Origin of the sequence: Desulfovibrio sp., from assembly GCF_034006445.1 — a bacterium.
Taxonomy (GTDB): Bacteria; Desulfobacterota; Desulfovibrionia; order Desulfovibrionales; family Desulfovibrionaceae; genus Desulfovibrio.
On record NZ_JAVESS010000002.1, the window covers coordinates 431,029 to 448,883 of the forward strand.

16 protein-coding genes are annotated in these 17,855 nt (G+C 58.9%); 11 read left to right on the top strand and 5 right to left on the bottom strand.

Annotated features, from left to right (window positions below):
* From RBR41_RS04575 to RBR41_RS04625, 11 genes are all read left to right on the top strand, one after another.
* A complete protein-coding gene (locus RBR41_RS04575; RefSeq protein WP_320351405.1) occupies positions 1 to 1,740 on the top strand; it encodes a hydrogenase large subunit in 1,740 nt (579 codons plus the stop codon).
* 17 nt (positions 1,741 to 1,757) lie between these two features.
* On the top strand, positions 1,758 to 1,892 hold the full coding sequence (locus tag RBR41_RS04580) for a hypothetical protein (RefSeq protein WP_320351406.1): 135 nt from the start codon (positions 1,758 to 1,760) through the stop codon (positions 1,890 to 1,892).
* Positions 1,886 to 2,410 (top strand): formate hydrogenlyase complex iron-sulfur subunit, encoded by a 525-nt coding sequence (locus RBR41_RS04585; protein WP_320351407.1) that lies wholly within the window; start codon positions 1,886 to 1,888, stop codon positions 2,408 to 2,410. Before RBR41_RS04580 ends, RBR41_RS04585 begins: the two co-directional genes overlap by 7 nt.
* Before the next feature lie 2 nt (positions 2,411 to 2,412).
* On the top strand, positions 2,413 to 3,231 hold the full coding sequence (locus RBR41_RS04590; RefSeq protein WP_320351408.1) for an NADH-quinone oxidoreductase subunit B family protein: 819 nt from the start codon (positions 2,413 to 2,415) through the stop codon (positions 3,229 to 3,231).
* Positions 3,224 to 3,643 (top strand): formate hydrogenlyase maturation HycH family protein, encoded by a 420-nt coding sequence (locus RBR41_RS04595; protein WP_320351409.1) that lies wholly within the window; start codon positions 3,224 to 3,226, stop codon positions 3,641 to 3,643. Before RBR41_RS04590 ends, RBR41_RS04595 begins: the two co-directional genes overlap by 8 nt.
* Positions 3,640 to 4,113, top strand: coding sequence for a hydrogenase maturation peptidase HycI (hycI, locus tag RBR41_RS04600; RefSeq protein ID WP_320351410.1), 474 nt, complete (start codon positions 3,640 to 3,642; stop codon positions 4,111 to 4,113). Before RBR41_RS04595 ends, hycI begins: the two co-directional genes overlap by 4 nt.
* A gap of 252 nt (positions 4,114 to 4,365) precedes the next feature.
* Positions 4,366 to 4,872: a 4Fe-4S dicluster domain-containing protein gene (locus tag RBR41_RS04605; protein ID WP_320351411.1), complete on the top strand. Its 507-nt coding sequence runs from the start codon at positions 4,366 to 4,368 to the stop codon at positions 4,870 to 4,872.
* Between the two features lie 104 nt (positions 4,873 to 4,976).
* Positions 4,977 to 7,175: a formate dehydrogenase subunit alpha gene (fdhF, locus tag RBR41_RS04610; protein ID WP_320351412.1), complete on the top strand. Its 2,199-nt coding sequence runs from the start codon at positions 4,977 to 4,979 to the stop codon at positions 7,173 to 7,175.
* A gap of 39 nt (positions 7,176 to 7,214) precedes the next feature.
* Positions 7,215 to 7,958 (top strand): formate dehydrogenase accessory sulfurtransferase FdhD, encoded by a 744-nt coding sequence (fdhD, locus tag RBR41_RS04615; protein ID WP_320351413.1) that lies wholly within the window; start codon positions 7,215 to 7,217, stop codon positions 7,956 to 7,958.
* 1 nt (position 7,959) lies between these two features.
* Complete coding sequence (locus tag RBR41_RS04620; protein ID WP_320351414.1) at positions 7,960 to 9,246, top strand: molybdopterin molybdotransferase MoeA; 1,287 nt, start codon at positions 7,960 to 7,962, stop codon at positions 9,244 to 9,246.
* Positions 9,247 to 9,325: 79 nt separating this feature from the next.
* A complete protein-coding gene (locus RBR41_RS04625; RefSeq protein ID WP_320351415.1) occupies positions 9,326 to 11,542 on the top strand; it encodes a sigma 54-interacting transcriptional regulator in 2,217 nt (738 codons plus the stop codon).
* A 655-nt stretch (positions 11,543 to 12,197) separates the two neighbouring features.
* Here the strand turns inward: RBR41_RS04625 and RBR41_RS04630 are convergent.
* From RBR41_RS04630 to RBR41_RS04650, 5 genes are all read right to left on the bottom strand, one after another.
* Positions 12,198 to 13,604, bottom strand: a complete 1,407-nt coding sequence (locus RBR41_RS04630) for a DUF4125 family protein (protein ID WP_320351416.1) — start codon at positions 13,602 to 13,604, stop codon at positions 12,198 to 12,200.
* Positions 13,605 to 13,935: 331 nt separating this feature from the next.
* Positions 13,936 to 14,871, bottom strand: a complete 936-nt coding sequence (locus tag RBR41_RS04635; RefSeq protein WP_320351417.1) for a DUF4037 domain-containing protein — start codon at positions 14,869 to 14,871, stop codon at positions 13,936 to 13,938.
* Positions 14,872 to 15,178: 307 nt separating this feature from the next.
* Positions 15,179 to 16,042: a MerR family transcriptional regulator gene (locus RBR41_RS04640; RefSeq protein WP_320351418.1), complete on the bottom strand. Its 864-nt coding sequence runs from the start codon at positions 16,040 to 16,042 to the stop codon at positions 15,179 to 15,181.
* A gap of 208 nt (positions 16,043 to 16,250) precedes the next feature.
* Positions 16,251 to 16,517, bottom strand: coding sequence for a hypothetical protein (locus RBR41_RS04645; protein ID WP_320351419.1), 267 nt, complete (start codon positions 16,515 to 16,517; stop codon positions 16,251 to 16,253).
* A 6-nt stretch (positions 16,518 to 16,523) separates the two neighbouring features.
* Positions 16,524 to 17,621 carry a hypothetical protein gene (locus RBR41_RS04650; protein WP_320351420.1) on the bottom strand — a complete coding sequence of 366 codons (1,098 nt, stop codon included), beginning with the start codon at positions 17,619 to 17,621 and terminating at the stop codon, positions 16,524 to 16,526.
* Positions 17,622 to 17,855: the final 234 nt, after the last annotated feature.

Below are 17,855 nucleotides of genomic sequence, written 5' to 3' on the forward strand. Positions count from 1 at the left end.
GTGAGCACTACCACGAAACAGACCCAAAACCCCACCAGCGATAACCGCGGCACGGGGTATGTGGCAAACGTGCGGCAGCGTTTTCCCTACGCCGTCCTTGATGAAGAACGCCAGACCAGCAACCAGCTCACCATCACGGTCAAGCTGGATGCCCTGCCCGACGTGGTTTCATATCTATACTACGACCAGGGCGGCTGGCTGCCGGTGGTTTTTGCCAACGACGAGCGCACGCTCAACGGCAGTTATGCCATCTACTACGCCCTTTCTATGGAAGAAGGCGAAAAATGCTGGATTGTGGTGCGTGCCTTTGTGGATGCCGATCGGCAGGAGTTCCCTTCCGTAACGCCAAGGGTTCCCGCCGCCGTGTGGGGCGAGCGCGAGATTCGGGACATGTACGGCCTCACCCCCGTGGGCCTGCCCGATACGCGCCGTCTGGTGCTGCCCGACGACTGGCCGGACAACCTGTACCCCCTGCGCAAGGACAGCATGGACTATCGCCAGCGTCCCGCGCCCACTACGGACACGGAAACCTACGACTTCATCAACGAGCTGGGCAACAAAAAGAACCGCATCCTGCCTCTTGGCCCCATGCACGTCACTTCTGACGAACCCGGCCACTTCCGGCTCTTTGTGGACGGTGAAAATATAGTAGATGCGGACTACCGCATGTTTTACGTGCATCGCGGTATGGAAAAAGCCGCAGAAGTGCGCATGGGCTATAACGAAGTCACCTTTCTTGCCGAGCGTGTGTGCGGCATCTGCGGCTATGCCCACAGCATTGCCTATGCCAATTCGGTGGAAAACGCCCTTGCCATTGACGTGCCCATGCGCGCCCGCTGGATACGCACCCTGCTGCTGGAGACGGAACGCCTGCACAGCCACCTGCTGAACCTCGGCCTTGTCTGTCACTTTACGGGCTTTGACGCGGGTTTTCAGCAGTTCTTCCGTGTGCGTGAAAAGTCCATGACCATTGCCGAACTGCTGACCGGTTCGCGCAAGACCTACGGCCTCAACCTCATTGGCGGCATCCGCAACGACATCCTGGCCGATGCGCGCAAAACCACCACAACCCTGCTCAATGCCATAGAAAAAGAAGTGGCCGAACTGGTGGACATGCTCCTCAGCACCACCAACTTTGACCAGCGCGCCAGGGGCGTGGGCATTCTTGATCGCAAGGTTGCCCGCGACTACAGCCCCGTGGGCCCCATGATCCGGGGCAGCGGCTTTGCCCGCGACGTGCGCGGCGACCATCCCTTTGAAGCCTACGGGCATATCCCCGTCAATGTCTTCTCCTTTGATGGCTGCGACATCTTTTCCCGCGCCCTTGTGCGGGTGAAGGAAGTGTTCGATTCCATCGCCCAGTGCCGCTACGTGCTGGACAACATGCCCGGCGGCCCGGTGCTGACCGAGGGTTTCACCTACACGCCCCACAAGTTCGCCCTGGGATTTACCGAAGCGCCGCGCGGCGAAGATGTGCACTGGAGCATGACCGGCAACAACCAGAAAGTCTTCCGCTGGCGCTGCCGCGCGGCCACCTATGCCAACTGGCCGGTGCTGCGCTACGCCCTGCGTGGCAACACGATCTCCGACGCCGCGCTCATTATCGGCAGCCTTGACCCCTGCTACTCCTGCACCGACCGCGTAACCCTTGTGGATGTGCGCAAAAAGAAGGTCAAAACCGTTCCGTATCAGGAGTTTGAGCAGTACGGCATTGACCGCAAACATTCCCCCCTGCCCTAAAGCATGTGGCAAAGCGTATGAAAACCATAAATCTTCACCAGAACCGCGCGCAGCAGCGCAGCACGGCCCCTGCCGACATGGCGGCCCGGCACAGCGCCGCTGCAAAGGCCACGCATCTGCGCAACATGCTTGAGGAGGCGCTGTCATGCTGAAATTACTCAAAATAATCCGTGAAGCGGGCGAGGCAACGATCAAGTATCCGTTCGCGCCTGCCGAATTCACGCCCACATTCCGCGGCAAGCCGGAATACGACCCCAAGCGCTGCATTGCCTGCGCAGCCTGTGCCATCGCCTGCCCGCCCAATGCCCTGACCATCGAAACCAATCTGGAAACGGGCGTGCGCACCTGGCAGTTCTCCGCCGGGCGCTGCATCTTTTGCGGCCGGTGCGAAGAGGTTTGCCCCACCAGGGCCCTGCACCTCTCGCAGGAATTTGAACTTGCCGTCATGCGCAAGGACGATCTGTACGAACGCTGCACCTTCAGCCTGTGCCACTGCAGCCAGTGCGGCACGGCCTTTGCCCCGCAAAAGGAAGTGGACTACGCCCTGGCCCTGACCATGCAGGCGGACGGCATTACGGAAGAAGACCCCGACCAGCGGCGGCAGTTCGAGACCTGCCCCCAGTGCAAACGCAAGCAGACCCTCGGCCTCAAGCCCCGGCAGGAGGTATAGCCATGTCCATTGTACCCTATGCCTACGCGACCGGTGTTTCACACTATAAAACCGAGCCTGTCAGCGTGGAGGATTCCGTAGCGGCGCTCAAGGCTGCGCTCTTGCAGCGCATTCAGCGCTCCGCCTATGTCTACCGTATCGACTGCGGCGGCTGCAACGGCTGTGAAATTGAAATCTTCGCATCCATCACGTCCATCTTTGATGCGGAGCGCTTCGGCATCAAGGTGGTTCCCTCGCCCCGTCATGCAGACATTCTGCTGTTTACGGGCGCGGTGACCCGCGCCATGCGCATGCCGGCCCTGCGCGCCTTCCACAACGCGCCGGATCCCAAGATCTGCGTATCCTACGGCGCGTGCGGGTGCAGCGGCGGCATATTCCACGACATGTATTGCGTATGGGGCGGCAGCGACAAGATCGTGCCCATCGACGTGTACATTCCCGGCTGCCCGCCCACCCCGCAGGCCACCATTTATGGCCTTGCCATGGCCCTCGGTCTGCTGGATCAGAAACTCAAGGAACACAATCACGAGGAATCCGGCGCAGCAGCCCCCGCCCCTCTGCTGCCCGACGCTCCGCTGGACATCCGCGTGCGGATTGAACGTGAGGCGCGCCTGCTGGCGGGCTACCGTCAGGGCAGGGAAATCAGCGACCGCTTCTTCACCTGCCTGGAGGCAGGCAGCACGGCGGCCCTTGAAGGCAACCTGCAAAAGTGGATTCGCGATGCCGATGACCCACGCCTGACGGAGATTCTCTTCCGTCTGCGCGAGATGTTTTTCGACAGCCTGAACATGAATCAGGATCAGGGGATCTGCCATGACTGAAATGGTCCGTTTCCACGCGCTGCGGCGAAAGTTTCTGGATACCCAAAAGGATCTTCCCGAATCGGACGCCACAAAGCAGGTCATGTACTACTCCCTTGCCATCGGGCATCACGTGGGGGTTATCGACTGCCTCGTCAAGGTGCTGGAATGCCCCAAAGACGGCTATGAAACATGGGTGGGCCTGCTGCCGCAGGGCGAGGCCCGCCGCAAGATGTCGGGCCTGCTGACCTTTGGCGAAATACACATAGACGCGAACCATGCGGGCATGCTGGGCAAGGCTTTTGCCCAAGCCATGCCCCACATGGACGAGCCGTACAGGGGCTGGAGCGCCGCCCTTATGGAACAGCTGGCCGCCATCCAGCAGGAGCCAGCACTCTACCTCATGGTGCAGCTGCCCAGGAGGATGGAATGACCGCCCCCGCACCCCAGACCTGCAGCCTGGTGCTGACCGTGGGCAACAGCCTGATGGGCGACGACGGCGCAGGTCCGCTTTTGTGCGAACGCCTGGAGGCTGCGCCCGTGCCGGGCTGGACTGTCATAGACGGCGGCTCCATGCCCGAAAACGTCACCTATGCCGTCAAGGCCATGAAGCCGCAGCGCCTGCTTATTGTGGACGTTGCCGCGCTGGGGCTGGCCCCCGGTGAAATACGCTTTGTGGACAAGGAACGCATCCGGGGCATGGGCATAGCCAGTACACATAACATGCCGCTTTCATTCATTATGGATGAACTGGAACAGGTAATAGAACAGGTTGTGTTTCTGGGCATTCAGCCACAGGAGGTGGGCTTTTGCCTGCCAGTGACCGATGCCGTGCAGCAGGCGGTGGATCGCATCCACGCCGGGCTGGCAGAAGGTCTTGTTGACATTCCCTGGCTGGCCTGACGCTTCGTCAAAAATGTCGAAACAGAAAAAAATGGCTAACTATCCAGCGTAATAACGATTGCACAGCTTCCGCACCAACCTGCGCTGTGATGTTTCGTCAATTTTGACGAAGCGAAGACAACCGTGCTTTGTGCTGCAATCGTAAGACCATAGAATACCAGACTATTTTTGTAAAACTCTGGCATCCTTGTTGCAAATTAATGAAAACCGCATGGCAACACGCCGTGTCGGACAAACAAGCAAGGGCTTTCCATGAAAAAACGCATAGCGGCCAACCCGGGGCGGTGCATAGGCTGCCGCACCTGTGAGATAGCCTGCGCCCTGGCGCACAGTGAACTGCGTATCGAAGACATGACCGCCTCTGACTTCAAGGCCAGGGTTGCGATTTTGAAGTACGAAGACATCAGCACGCCGGTGGCCTGCCGCCAGTGTGAGGACGCCCCCTGCGCCGCCGCCTGTCCCTGCGGGGCCATTGTGGTGAACAGCGAAAGCGTCACTGTGCTGCGTCACAAGTGCATAGGCTGCAAGGCCTGCATCATGGCCTGTCCTTACGGGGTCATGCGGGTCACAAGCCACAGGGTACGCCGCACGGTTTGCGGCAAACCGCTGGGCTACAGCCAGAAGGCCCTGGCGCAAAAGTGCGACCTGTGCGCCAGCGTGCCCGAAGGCCCCTCCTGCGTGCGGGCCTGCCCCACCAACGTGCTCTTTGTGGTGGAGGATGAAACGGTGCAGCCCGCAGGAACTGTCGCATTTCAATGAAAAATTTCTGGGCCGCACGCCAGAGTCGTGTTGCGGTGCAGCCCCACATGTCTGCCGGAGCAGCGGAGTGCCCGCCGCTGTTTAAATGAATACAAGAGGACATCATGAAAAAAGTAATAGAAGTCTGCCCGTACTGCGCTTCGGGCTGCAAGATCAACCTGCTGGTTGAAAATGGCAAGGTTGTGGGCGCCGAAGGCGCCAACGGCCTGACCAACCAGGGGGCTCTGTGTCTTAAGGGTCTGTATGGCTGGGACTTTATCAACGACACAAAAATCCTTACCCCAAGGGTCAAGAACCCCATGATCCGCCGCAAGCGCGGCGGCGATTTTGAGGCCGTCTCGTGGGATACGGCCATCGACTACGCCGCATCGCGCCTCACGGCCATCAAAAATGACTTTGGCCCCGATTCCATCATGGTATCCGGGTCCTCGCGTTCCACCGGCAACGAAACCAACTACATAATGCAAAAATTCGCCCGCGCGGCTCTCGGCACCAATAATGTCGACTGCTGCGCGCGGGTCTGACACGGCCCATCGGTTGCAGGTCTGCAACAATCCGTCGGCAATGGCGCAATGAGCAACTCCATTGTGGAGATTGAAGATACCAAATGCATATTCATCTTTGGCTGGAATCCGGCAGATTCCCATCCAATCATCGCCCGCAGGGTGGTGAAAGCCAAGGAAAAAGGGGCGACCATCATTGTCTGTGACCCGCGCAAGATTGAAACTGCGCGCATCGCCGACCTGCATGTGCCCCTGAAAAACGGTTCCAATGTGGCCTTCGTCAATGCCCTGATGCACGTCATCATCCATGAGGGTCTGGCCGACACGGAGTTCATAGAAAAGCACACCACGGGTTTTGAAGAACTCAAGGCCATTGTGGACAACTATGCTCCCGAAACGGTTACGGAAGTAACGGGCATAGACGCGGAAACCATTCGCAAGACCGCCCGCATGTATGCCACTGCCCCCGATGGGGCAGGCATATACTGGGGCATGGGCGTATGCCAGTTCTATCAGGGCGTGGAAACCGTGCGGGCACTGACCTCCATGGCTCTGATTACCGGCAACCTGGGCAAACCCCACACCGGCGTTGCGCCGGTGCGCGGGCAAAACAACGTGCAGGGCGCCTGCGACATGGGCGCGCTGCCCAACGTGTTTGTGGGTTACCAGAGTGTGCTCGACCCAGCCATGCGCGAGAAATTCGCCAAGGCCTGGGGCGTTCCTGTCGAGCGCATGTCGCCAAAGGTTGGCCATTACCTGAGCGAAGTCGCCTCAAGCGCTGCCTCAGGCAGGCTCAAGGCCTTCTACTGCATGGGTGAAGACCCCTTGCAGACAGAACCTGACCTTCCCGGCGTGCGCAGTGGTTTCAGCAAGCTTGACCTGCTCATCGTGCAGGACTGCTTTATGACCAAGACCGCAGCCGTGGCCGACGTGATCTTTCCTACGACCACGTGGGGCGAACACGAAGGCGTGTATTCGGCTGCCGACCGTGGTTTCCAGCGCTTCTACAAGGCTGTGGAACCGAAGGGCGATGTAAAGGTGGATTGGGACATCATCTGCCGCTTGTCCACGGCCATGGGCTATCCCATGCGCTACAACAACACCAAGGAGATCTGGGACGAACTGATCTCGCTTTCGCCCAAGTATGCGGAAGCGACCTATGAAAAACTCGATGCAGACGGCGGGCTTGGCTACATTCAGTGGCCTTGCACCAAGGATGCCCCCAACGGCACCCAGGTGCTTTATGCCCAGCCTGACGGCAGCATCAAGTTTGAAACCCCCGACGGTCTGGGACACCTGTTTACGGTGGACTGGGTTTCGCCGGTGGAAAAAACCAGCTCCGAGTTCCCGCTGGTGCTCTCTACCGTGCGCGAAGTGGGCCACTACTCCTGCCGCTCCATGACTGGCAACTGCAAGGCTCTGGCGGCACTGGCGGACGAACCCGGCTTTGTGCAGATGAACGACAAGGATGCGGAAGCCCTCGGCATCCGCGACCATGAACTTGTATGGGTGCAGTCGCACCACTCCAAGGTCATCACCCGGGCGCAGGTCAGCCCACGCACCAACCAGGGCGCGGTGTACATGACCTACCAGTGGTGGGTCGGCGCATGCAACGAATTGGTGGGCGAGGTGCTAAGCCCCATCACCAAGACGCCGGAATACAAGTATGTGCCTGTCCGTGTTGAAAAAATAGAGGATCAAACCTGGGCCGAAAGCTATGTTGTGCAGGTGTATAGCGAACTGAAGCAGCGCCTGCGCAAAGAAAAGGCCGACGGTTCAGTCCAGAAAGTCCCTGCCTGATTGATATAACCCTCAGCAATCCCCCGTGCGGATGCGCCCATGCCACATCCGCGCGGGGGAACCATACTCATGAAGCAGCCCATTGTTCCTTCCATAAGCGTTGACCGCACCATCACCCGCATCGGGGCATCGGGCCGCCGCGAGGTTGTAGACGTGCTGCTGCGCGAAGAACGCTACGAACTTGTCTGCAATGGCTCTGCCGTGGCCGAGATGCACTGTATGCCAAGCTTGCTGCGCGAACTGGCCGTGGGGCGGCTGCGCACCCTTGGCCTTTTGCATGAAATTTCAGCCTTGCAGTCGCTTGATGTGGACGAAAAAAACTGCGTCATTGAGGCTTCGGTGGCGGCATGTTCTGCGCCTGCCGCCGGAGCCTCCGGCGATGTGCGCCTTGCCCCGGCGCAGGTGCATGCCCTGCAACAGGCTTTCAACGATCGCTGCGACCTTTTTCGCTCCACTGGCGCAGCCCATAGCTGCGCTCTGGCCACACCCGACAGCCTGCTGCTTTTCTGCGAAGACATCGCCCGCCACAATGCGCTGGACAAGGTCATAGGGGCCATGCTGCTGCAGGGCCTGGCCCCGGACGGCAAAATACTCATCTTCAGCGGTCGGCTCGCCTCGGACATGCTTTCAAAGGTCGTGGCCTGCGGGGTAAAGCTGCTCATCGCTCCGGGCGCACCCTCGCTCACATCCGTGAACATGGCCGAAGCCTGCGGCATTACCCTGCTGGGCTTTGTGCGCCGCGACAACATCAATATTTACACGTGCCCGCAAAGGATATGCTGAAATGAGCCAAACCCGGCAACTTGTTACGTCGAGCGGGCATGCCCGACTTGCCGTCTTTGCGCCAGAGCGGGAAAGTCTGCCGCTGGAAGAAGCCCTTGATCTGCTTTTGCGGCACGCGCCCACGGTGACCGCGTCGGAAGAAGTCCCCCTTTTTGACGCCGATGGCCGCATATGTTTTGCCCATGTGCGCGCCGACTTGCCCCAACCTCCTTACGATCGGGTTCAGGTGGATGGCTATGCCCTGCGCAGTGCCGACATTACCGACGCCTCGCCGGAACGCCCCGTCATGCTGCTGGTGACCCAGCACCTCTATGCCGGGGACGCGCCGGGCCTCCCTCTTGAACCCGGTCAGGCGGCACGGGTCACCACCGGCGCTGTGCTGCCGCAGGGCGCAGACTGCGTCGTGTGGCAGGAGGACACCCTGGCCGACAGCCAGACCGTGGTTATTTCACGCAGCCTGGCCGCCCTGCGCAACTGCCGCATGTGTGGGCAGGACATGGAAGCTGGCAGCCTGCTTGCCGAAAGCGGCGACGTGCTGCACAGCGGCACGCTCAGCCTGCTGGCTGGTCAGGGGCATGCCCATGTGCGCGTTTTTTGCCGCCCCAGGGTCAGCCTGCTGGCAACAGGCAGCGAACTTGTTCTGCCCGGCGCGCCGCTGCCGCAGGGCGGCATTTACAATATCAGCAGCACCCTGCTGGGTCTGCGCCTGCGCAAAATGGGCGCGCGCATCGTGCATATGGCGACAAAGGGCGACGACCGGCGGGAACTGCAGGCATATCTGGCAGAAATGCTGGCCGGGAGCGACCTTGTGATCACCACCGGCGGCGCCTCGGTGGGGCCAAGAGATCTTGTGCCCGCCATAGCCGCAGAGCTTGCGGCGCAACAGGGCGGCAGCCTGCTGTTTCAGGGTTTGCGCCTCAAGCCTGGCTCCATGACGCTGGGCGCGGCCCTGCCGCAAACACTGCTGCTGGGGCTTTCGGGTAATCCTGTGGCGGCAGCCGCCACCTTTGGACTGCTGGCTGTTCCGGTACTGAAAAAAATCAGCGGGGCGACACGCTTTGCGCCGGTGCGGCAAAAGGCCGTGGCCCGCAACGATTTTGGCTCGTTCCGCAAGGACGAACGGCGCATCGTGCTGGCGCGCCTTGAGGGCAAGGACGTGTACTTTGCCAGAGACGCCCGGCGCATGGGCCAACCGGCCCTGTGCGACGACTGCAACTGCTTTGTGGATATTCCCGCTGGCAGCAATCCGGTGCGCAAAGGCATGGAGGTAGACATCATTCTGCCCTGATCCTCGTGTGGCCTGATCCGCACAGGCGCTGTCTGTAGACAGAGATAAAATCATGCCCTATGTTGCATGGAGGAATGTTGTGGTTACTCCGCCCCCAATCCCCCCCGGGCGCACGCCTCCAGCCGGGTTCTTTACAGCCACCACCACTGAAATGGTAAAAAACACAGCCATTGTCTGGCAGGAAGCCCTGCTCGCCGCCAGCCGCATACTGCCACTGCAAAAAGACATTCCCAGCCTTTTGCGCATGCTGAAGCACTGCTGTGATTCACTCATGGCCTTCCAGCGCATCCACATCGTCGTTGCAGCCCCCATGCAGGAAAGAGCGCGGCTCTTTATGCTTGATGAAAGCGCTGGCCGCTCTGCCCTTTCAGAAGAAGACCTGATTCCCCAAAAGGGTCAGCGTGAATTCTGGAGCCAGACCGAAGTGGCCTGCCTTGATGCAGAGCAGTTGCAGCGCGATTTTCCCGCCATTGCAAATCTTGACCAGTACCGTAATGCCAGCGGCTGTCTTTTTGTACCCGTTTCCACGCTGGGTGGCTCCCACTGCGTCATGGATTTTCTCAAAACAGACGGCAGCGTTTTCAGCCCTGATTCGCTTGTTTTTTTCAGGGTGCTGGCCGGGGTGGTCACGGCTTCCGTAACAGCCATTATCAACATGGAAAGCGTGCGCCTGGAAACAGAAAACCTGCGCCGCGAGCGGGATCATTTCAGCATTCTTGTGGACGTGACCAACACTGCCATCGGCACACTTGAAATGAATGACATGGTGGAAGTGGTCGCCAGCGAGATTCGGCGATTTTTTGGCATACGCGACTTTGCCCTGCTGCTGCGCGAAGCCGACGACATGTTTTCCTTCCACTGCGCGCGGCTGCCGCTGTCCGAGGCATCCCCCACAGCGCCAGCAGGAACGTTTCCGCTGTCGGGAAGCCTGTTCAACCGCTGCAACGACATCGACGAACCGCTGCTGGTGCGGCAGGGCGACATTGCAAAACTTTCGCGCAAAGACCCGGCCTCGGATTTCATTCTTGGCAACGGCAACCAGGCTGCGGGGCTTTTTCCCCTGTATTTTGGGCAGTACTGCCTTGGGGCCATGTTGCTTGCGCACAGCCACCCCGATGTTTTTACCAGCGAATCTGTCAGCCTGCTGGCCCAGATAGCCTCGCGCGTGGCTATTGCCGTGCGCAACGCCCTCGACTACACCACGGTTACTGTCCAAAAAAATCATCTTGCCCAAGAAAACCTGTATCTTTCAGAGCAGATACTGCACCAGTCGGATCCTGGGGTCATCATTGGGCAAAGCCCTGCCATACTACGCGTGTTGCAACAAGTGGACATGGTGGCCGCCAGCGACAGCACCGTGCTGCTGCTGGGTGAAACCGGTACAGGCAAGGAACTTTTCGCCCAGGCTATCCACAACCGCAGCCCGCGCAAATCCAAACGCATGGTCAAGATGAACTGCGCCGCAGTTCCTGCCGGCCTTCTGGAAAGTGAGCTTTTCGGCCACGAAAAAGGCGCTTTTACTGGCGCGACCGCGCAACGCAAGGGCCGCTTTGAACTGGCCCAAGGCAGCACCCTGATGCTGGATGAAGTGGGGGATATTCCGCTGGAATTGCAGCCCAAATTGCTGCGCGTGCTGCAATCGCGCGAAATTGAACGCCTTGGTGGTCATAAAATCATACCCGTGGATGTGCGCCTGGTGGCGGCCACCAACAGAAACCTTCAGGAAATGGTGCTCGACGGCACCTTCAGGGACGACCTGTTCTATCGCCTTAATGTTTTTCCTATCGCCATTCCGCCGCTGCGCGAGCGTCGCGAGGACATTCCTCTGCTGGCCAAGCACTTTACCCAGCAGATGGCGCGGCAAATGAAAAAGAACATCACAAATATTCCCTCAGCTGCTCTGCGCTGGCTTTGCGAACAGCCGTGGCCCGGCAACGTGCGCGAACTGGCCAATGTTATCGAGCGCGCCGTGATTCTCTCCAGTGGCCCCAACCTGAATATCTGCCCGCTGGAAGTTCCCGCGCCTGTTGCAGCGCATTTTCAGCGCAGGCACGAGTCTTCTGCTCAGGCTGCGCCCGCGCATCCCATCCGCCCTGCCCATACGGATACCCACCACCAGCCCGGCGAGACCAACAGCGAGCGCGACCGGATTGTGGCCGCCATTCTGGCCTGTAACGGCGTCATGGCTGGTTCGCGAGGGGTGGCGGCCATGCTTGGCCTCAAACGCACAACCCTGCTCTCGCGCATGCAACGCATGGGTATTGATATCAAGGACGTGCTGGAAACGCGCGGGTAAACGCAGCCAGTCTGACTCCGCATCGCCTAAACGATCCAACTATCTGGCATGCTTTTACAGCATGGGAACCTGCCTTCGGGAGAATCATATACTGCCCCCATTAACATGGCAGCCTTGTTAATGGGGGCAGTATATGACACAGACCCGGCTCCCACCGGGCATGAAGGGCACAAGCCGCAACTGGTACGGGTTGCCGTGCCAAGCAAACCGGACTTTTGGGGTGGTAATGTCTGATAGGAGGCTCACAACCATTTAGCCCCGCTTTTGTGTTATTATCAGCACACCTCGTCCGGCTTGGGATACGGCTCTATGGGCAACCTTAAACGGCGTCGCCAGTCAGCCTTTAGAAACCTCACATAGCGGAACTGCCGCAGCGTATGTAGGGCCGCACGGTGAAGGTTATTGCGCAGATATGCCCCACGTTGGAGCGCCCCAAGCACTGCGGCGCTGGCGGATAGCGTGCGGTCAAGCTCCGCGCCGTCAACGGCAAAGGACGCCTCAACGCCCGGCGCATTAACATCATACGCGACAGGCGGCAGCAGCACTAACCTGGAGAGATGTATAAAGCCGCGCCCCTTTCGGGGACACGGCCTTTTTTCATGCCGAAAGGCGCTGTATGCCAGCGGCCTCCGGGCCTTTTGCATGACTTCTGCAATCAGCGTCTGGCAGCGGCCTGCGCGGCTTTTTCAAAGTCTTCCAGGCTGCCCTTGCCCAGCAGGCGAGCAAGACAGGAATACCGCTCCATTGCAGTATTGCGGCCCTCACCCCGGGCGCGCTCCAGATCCTGCGCATACAGTTCCAGAGTTGCGGGCGAAAGGGTTTCCAGTTCGCAGCGCAGATAATTTTTAAAGGCCGCACTGCCGTCAGAGATGATGACATGCGGATATCTGGCAGAGGCCTCGCGCATGAAGGCGGCCTCGGCATCGGCGATTGCGTCCAGCAGGGGGCCGTCTTTCAGCGGCGGCAGGCGGTTATCCATGCGGGCGTATTTTTCAATCATGACATTGCGCCCCTCGGCTTCAGCATGGCGCAGGTCTTCCAGATACGAGGCAAGCGTGGCCCGGCTCAGGGGTTCGTGCGCCATGCGCCGCATGAGCCTGAAACTGTCGGGCCGCTGCTGGCACGAGGCGGGACCGCCCTCATTGGGCGTCGCCAGAAACATGACAAGCTCTCTTTCAATGATCTCGGCCAGCAAGGCCGCACGGTCATCCGGTTCAGCCTGGCAGATCTGCGCAGCTCCGGCCTGCTCCGCCAGGGCACGGCGACACAGATCAAGGTTTTTCCTGTAGCTTGCAACCTCCGAGCCAGTTCCCTTGCCAAGGCGGCCATAACAGGCCACAGCGGCTTCCAGCATACTGACGGCCTCGTCCCACTGACCGGCAGAGGCCAGCGCCACGCCCAGGTTGCCCAGTGAAAAAGCCGTGTCTTCGTGATCGCCCAAAACGCTCTGCCGCAGGGCCACAGCCTGGCGGTGCAGGGCAATGCCCTGATCGGTCAGGCCGCGCTCCTCATAGAGGCGTCCAAGATTGTTCAGGCACGTTCCCAACTGCTGATCGGGCACGCCTGATGCGCGGGCAAGTTCTTCCCAGATGCCCTTGGCCTGCAAAAGGATATCTTCGGCGGTATGCCAATCCTTTTTGCGGTAATACGCTGCGGAAAGATGCAAAAGCGCGCTGGCCACACGTGGAGACCGCTCGCCAAAGGCCGCTTTGCAGGCCCTGACGGCTTCCTGCCCCAAGGCCGCGCTTCCTTCCATATCACCCAATTCCAGCCGAAGGTGGGCCAGATTCTGCATGACGCCCAGCGTCAACGGAGAGGAAGGCCCGGCAGCAACACCAAGCAAGGCAAGGCTTTCTTCAAGGGCAGCCACAGCCTCGGCAGCCTGACGCTGTGCGAACAGGGCGCGCGCCAATCCTTCAAGAGCCATCGCCCGGCACAAGGGGGCGTTGTCGCAAGACCGCAGTAGGGTACGCAATTTGGCGGTGCAGTCTTCAGGGCGGCCCTGCGCCAGCAGATCCAGTGCGGCCTGCAACTCTTCATTCCAATGCCTGTTGCCATCCATGCTTGTCTCCTTATACGGCCTTTTCAGGCTGAGAACTCCTGGCGGTGAAAAGCTTTCACCCTGCGACTAAAGGCATGGCCGTCAACCCCGGCCAGCTTCGTCAATCCAACCAGCCCATGCACTGCTCCGCAACGTCTGTAGATCAGAGGACCTTTGAACTGATTTACATTTCACTTTGACATTCTGCCGAAACTTCGCTTTTTCGGCAGAAGTTACGCCACGCTACGGCAAGCTGCACGCCCGTACAGCGCTGGAGCATTTGGACTTTTTCAAAGGTAACATGTTCCAGTTTGTCAGGACGGATCAAGCGGAAGTCTCGCTGCTGCCCTGCCTATCCCTGCAACATGTCCATGCGCCGCAATTCAGGTTCCTGCACATGACGCATGAGCTGCGGTCCATGCGCCCAGAGCCAGTCGCCAGGATCCTGACTCAGTCCCTCGCTGCGCAAGTGACTGGCCACCTGGGCGCAAAGACTTTCCACCAAGCGGGCTGCTTCCATATTTTCACTGCCGCGCAGGGGCTGCGCGGCCAGGGCCGTCAGCACGCGCGCTGTTTCCGCGCCAAGCACGGGCAAAGAGGCCGCGAGGCGGCCTGCCCATTTATAAAATGGCATATACCGCCCGTTGCACAGATACGCCATGGAGAGCGCTGCCTCCGCAAAGCGGGCCGCGCACAGCATGGCGGCGAGTCCGTCCCCGCGCATAAGGCACCGGGGAAGATTGTATTGCCCCGCCTGCGCCATGACCATGCAGCGGGCCGCCATTTTTTTCAGCCGCACATCACGTGGGCAGCCCCCCTGCAACACCGTGCGCCACCGCGTGAACTCGCCTGCGTTGTCCTCGAACACCTCGCCGTTGGTGCAGGCCGCCAACTGGTATTCAGGGATGGCAAACCACTCCTGCCATGTGCCGGGAAGGTGCGTCAGGCCGGTGAAAAATCCGTAAAAATCCTCCAGAGCCAACGGCCCCACCCGGCCAATACGGCACTCGGGAGCAAGCCTGCTTTCAAACCCCTCAAAACGGTGGGGCAGCAAGGCCATGGTCGCCTCGATACGGGCTGTGTTGCGGCGCAGTTCTTCGCGGGGCAGCCACAGGCAGAACGCGGGGCCGAAATCGTGATCGCGCGAAGCCTCGTCGTCGCAACCGAAGCATTCAGACCCTTCGCCCACAAGTCCTGCGGCGGCATTGGGCATGACATCGGGCAGTTCCCGCCACAGGATGGGACGACAGACAGCATAGAAGGCTTTGGCCAGAGCAAGTCCCTGCATGGCTATTCTCCGGTTATGGAACGGCGTGCGTCAGGCACTCCGTAGGTTGTTGCGCTGCGACCGCTTCAATCTTTGGACGTAGTGTCATTGAGAACATCTTTTGCCGCCATTGTAGCGCCGCACGCTTCAGGGCCCGTCCGGACCAGTCAGGGCAAACAGGCTTTCAAACGCTGTGCCGTCGCAAAGACGCTGTCTCTGGCCCCTCACAGGCCACAGAACATTTTACATTGCCCCATAATAAAAGTTTCAGGGGGTGGAGGCGTGGGGGGGAGACCCTTTTGCAAAAGGGTCACACGCCCCCACAAAGCTATTCCTGCTCCAAAGGCCTGCGCACACTGCCGGGACGGCTGACCTTTGCGATGACCTCGGTAACGAACAGGTCTTCATGGCTGGTGGTCCAAAAATCCGTGACATAGCGTTCGTAAGCGCTTTTATCGCAAATATAGTTATTGGCGGTGCACCAGCGCTGGATTTTCCTGTACGTGTCCCTGATGGTTTCATGCGGCCCGATATGGTAGCAGCTGGCGGCCAGAAAACCGCCAAAATCCCTGGTCTGTTCCTGCGGGCAAGGGAAAATGTTTTTTTGCAATACTTGCATCTTCTGTTCCACATCCCTTATGCGGTCCTCAATGGAAGAAAAATTGATGATGACAGGCCCGGTGATACTGTTTTCCACTGACTCGACATAGTTGGTAAATTCAAGGTTGATGATGGCCGACTTGATGTCCAGAGTAAAAACCTGATCGTGAAAAAGCAGCTTATCGGGTTGCATATACTTCACCGACACGCTCTGGAGGCAGTTTTCAAGCACCATTTCCGCCTCATGCAGCAGTTCAAGCCAGTCGCGCACAGAAGTAAGCCGCAGGTGCAGGACTTTTTCTTCTTCACGCAGAGCGCCGATCTTGTCCATGAACATTTCACGCAGAGCGGTAAGCGACGTATTGCTGCCTACCTCGAAAGCCGCGCGAATCTCTCCCAGATGAAAGCCCATCTGCTTGTAATACTTCAGGGGCGGTACAGCGAGCAGATCTTCCTGCGTATAATAGCGGTAATTGTTGGTTCCGTGCCGTTTGGATGAAATAAGCCCAAGATCGTCATAAAAGCGCAAGGCTTTTTTGGATATCTTGGAGATATCGCTCATCTGGCTGATGGTATAGCCGCGTTTGGTCATGGCATCACCCGAAATTTCCTGTGATTGGCATGGGGAAAGGCCTGATTCATAACAACGTGACGCAGGGGGGAGAGGAACAAGTCATCTGCAGATGATCCCAGCGTGGGCAACGCTGCCGGAGCAGAAGACAGGGCGGAGCGGCTGCGCTCACATCAAATCCGCGTGCCTCGGGAGGAGGCAAACCCTCCCCCGGAGACATGCGTGCCGTTTAGTCAGGTATATAGCGATTTATGGTCGCAACGCTTTCGGCATTGGCCCGAAAATACATGCGTACCTCATTGTTTTCATCCAGGTCATAGCGTGACTCTTCAACAAGCCCGTTGGCCTGCGCCGTCATAAGGGCCGTGAGGATGTCAGGTTTGGTAAAGGCCCGAAAAGAGCTGTACTGCCCCTTAAGGGCATCCATCACATCTTCGGTGCAGGCTTCACTCACCGTCGTCATATATTTAAGGATAGCATAGTTCAATGGCTTCATGGCGATCTATCCCTTCTTTTTAAAATATTCCAGCGGGTTAACCGCAATAATAAAGATGCCGATCACCATGATCACAGCGGCCAGCCAGGCGATGGGCGCCAAGGCAAAGCCGTCCTGGCCAAACCACAGGCCAAGCACGATCCAGCAGAAGAACGGCCCCCAGAAAGAAAACGCGCCGTTGCAGGCCATGCCCAGGGCGGTGCCGCACATGGCGTTGCCCTTGTACCACAGCATGAATCCAAACCATGCACCCAGGCCGGCAACGAGAAACCACGGCATGGCAGTGGTATCGGTAAAGGCCGTGGTGATCATCGTAAAGGCGCTGTCGCCGCCGAAGAAGGCAAAGATAGGCACCAGCACGCAAAGGTTGGTGAGCCCGGAAGTAACCTGGCGGATGGTGATGCCGATTTCAGGATCAATCATGGACGTGGCGTATCCACCAACGCACCCTTCAAGTCCCCAGCCGAAAGCGGCCAGAAAACCGAAAGCCAATCCCAGAAAAAGATCCGGCGGCGCGTCTTCGGCAAGGCCGGTGCTGCCGATAAGCGCGCTGGCCCCGAAGCAGATGAAGATGCCAAGCAGGGTGCGCGGCGTGAGGGGCTGCTTAAAGAGAAACCGGCTCAAAATAGTGCCGATGGCCGGGCAAAGGGCGCTGATGGGCACAATGATGGAGCCTGCGCTCTTCAGGCCCAGCACATAGCACGTGCTGGCCAGAGGGCCGCCGATAACGGCCGCGCCGATAAGGATAAGCCCTGGCTTGCTTTTCACGCAGCGGAAAAAGTCGCCCATCTTGCCCCTGAAGGTGGCTATGAGGACGGCCCAGAGGGCGCTGCACGTGTCAGTGGTGGCAGCGCCAAGAGCGCCCAGCAGAAACAGGGTTGAAAATTCGGAAAGCCCCGACTCCCCCCCGTACCATACAGACCAGACGCCCATGGTCATGGCCAGGGTCATAAAGGCCGTATACGTGCCGTAGGTCATCCCCGACATGATTGCCGTGAAAATGCCGCGCCGCCTGAAACTGCTGACCAGTTTGTCCTTGGCGGCCTCCGCTGCGGGGATGTCGCGCAGATCCGGTACCGCGACGGGTTTTGCCGTGTGCTCCATGGCATAACTCCTTCTCTCGCAAAAGATGTGTGAAAATGACGAAGGAAATGCCCTTGCCCCGGCAAAGACCGCCTCGCCCGCCTTTGCATAAGCATAAGATTACCCCGAACGGGAAGGTCAACAGGGTTTGCAGTTGTTACCGTCAAAAAGTGTATTTTTTCTGACAAGATTGTCGCGTTTTTTCTCTATATATAAAAACTTATTATATTTTATATATAATTTGATAAATAAAAT

Excerpts from the sequence above, each read along its gene's own strand:
- RBR41_RS04640 (WP_320351418.1), bottom strand. The coding sequence starts at position 16,042 with ATGACCAAACGCGGCTATACCATCAGCCAGATGAGCGATATCTCCAAG.
- RBR41_RS04605 (WP_320351411.1), top strand. The coding sequence starts at position 4,366 with ATGAAAAAACGCATAGCGGCCAACCCGGGGCGGTGCATAGGCTGCCGC.
- RBR41_RS04650 (WP_320351420.1), bottom strand. The coding sequence starts at position 17,621 with ATGGAGCACACGGCAAAACCCGTCGCGGTACCGGATCTGCGCGACATC.
- fdhD (WP_320351413.1), top strand. The coding sequence starts at position 7,215 with ATGCCACATCCGCGCGGGGGAACCATACTCATGAAGCAGCCCATTGTT.
- RBR41_RS04635 (WP_320351417.1), bottom strand. The coding sequence starts at position 14,871 with ATGCAGGGACTTGCTCTGGCCAAAGCCTTCTATGCTGTCTGTCGTCCC.
- hycI (WP_320351410.1), top strand. The coding sequence starts at position 3,640 with ATGACCGCCCCCGCACCCCAGACCTGCAGCCTGGTGCTGACCGTGGGC.
- RBR41_RS04620 (WP_320351414.1), top strand. The coding sequence starts at position 7,960 with ATGAGCCAAACCCGGCAACTTGTTACGTCGAGCGGGCATGCCCGACTT.
- RBR41_RS04630 (WP_320351416.1), bottom strand. The coding sequence starts at position 13,604 with ATGGATGGCAACAGGCATTGGAATGAAGAGTTGCAGGCCGCACTGGAT.
- RBR41_RS04580 (WP_320351406.1), top strand. The coding sequence starts at position 1,758 with ATGAAAACCATAAATCTTCACCAGAACCGCGCGCAGCAGCGCAGCACG.
- RBR41_RS04590 (WP_320351408.1), top strand. The coding sequence starts at position 2,413 with ATGTCCATTGTACCCTATGCCTACGCGACCGGTGTTTCACACTATAAA.
- RBR41_RS04595 (WP_320351409.1), top strand. The coding sequence starts at position 3,224 with ATGACTGAAATGGTCCGTTTCCACGCGCTGCGGCGAAAGTTTCTGGAT.
- RBR41_RS04585 (WP_320351407.1), top strand. The coding sequence starts at position 1,886 with ATGCTGAAATTACTCAAAATAATCCGTGAAGCGGGCGAGGCAACGATC.
- RBR41_RS04645 (WP_320351419.1), bottom strand. The coding sequence starts at position 16,517 with ATGAAGCCATTGAACTATGCTATCCTTAAATATATGACGACGGTGAGT.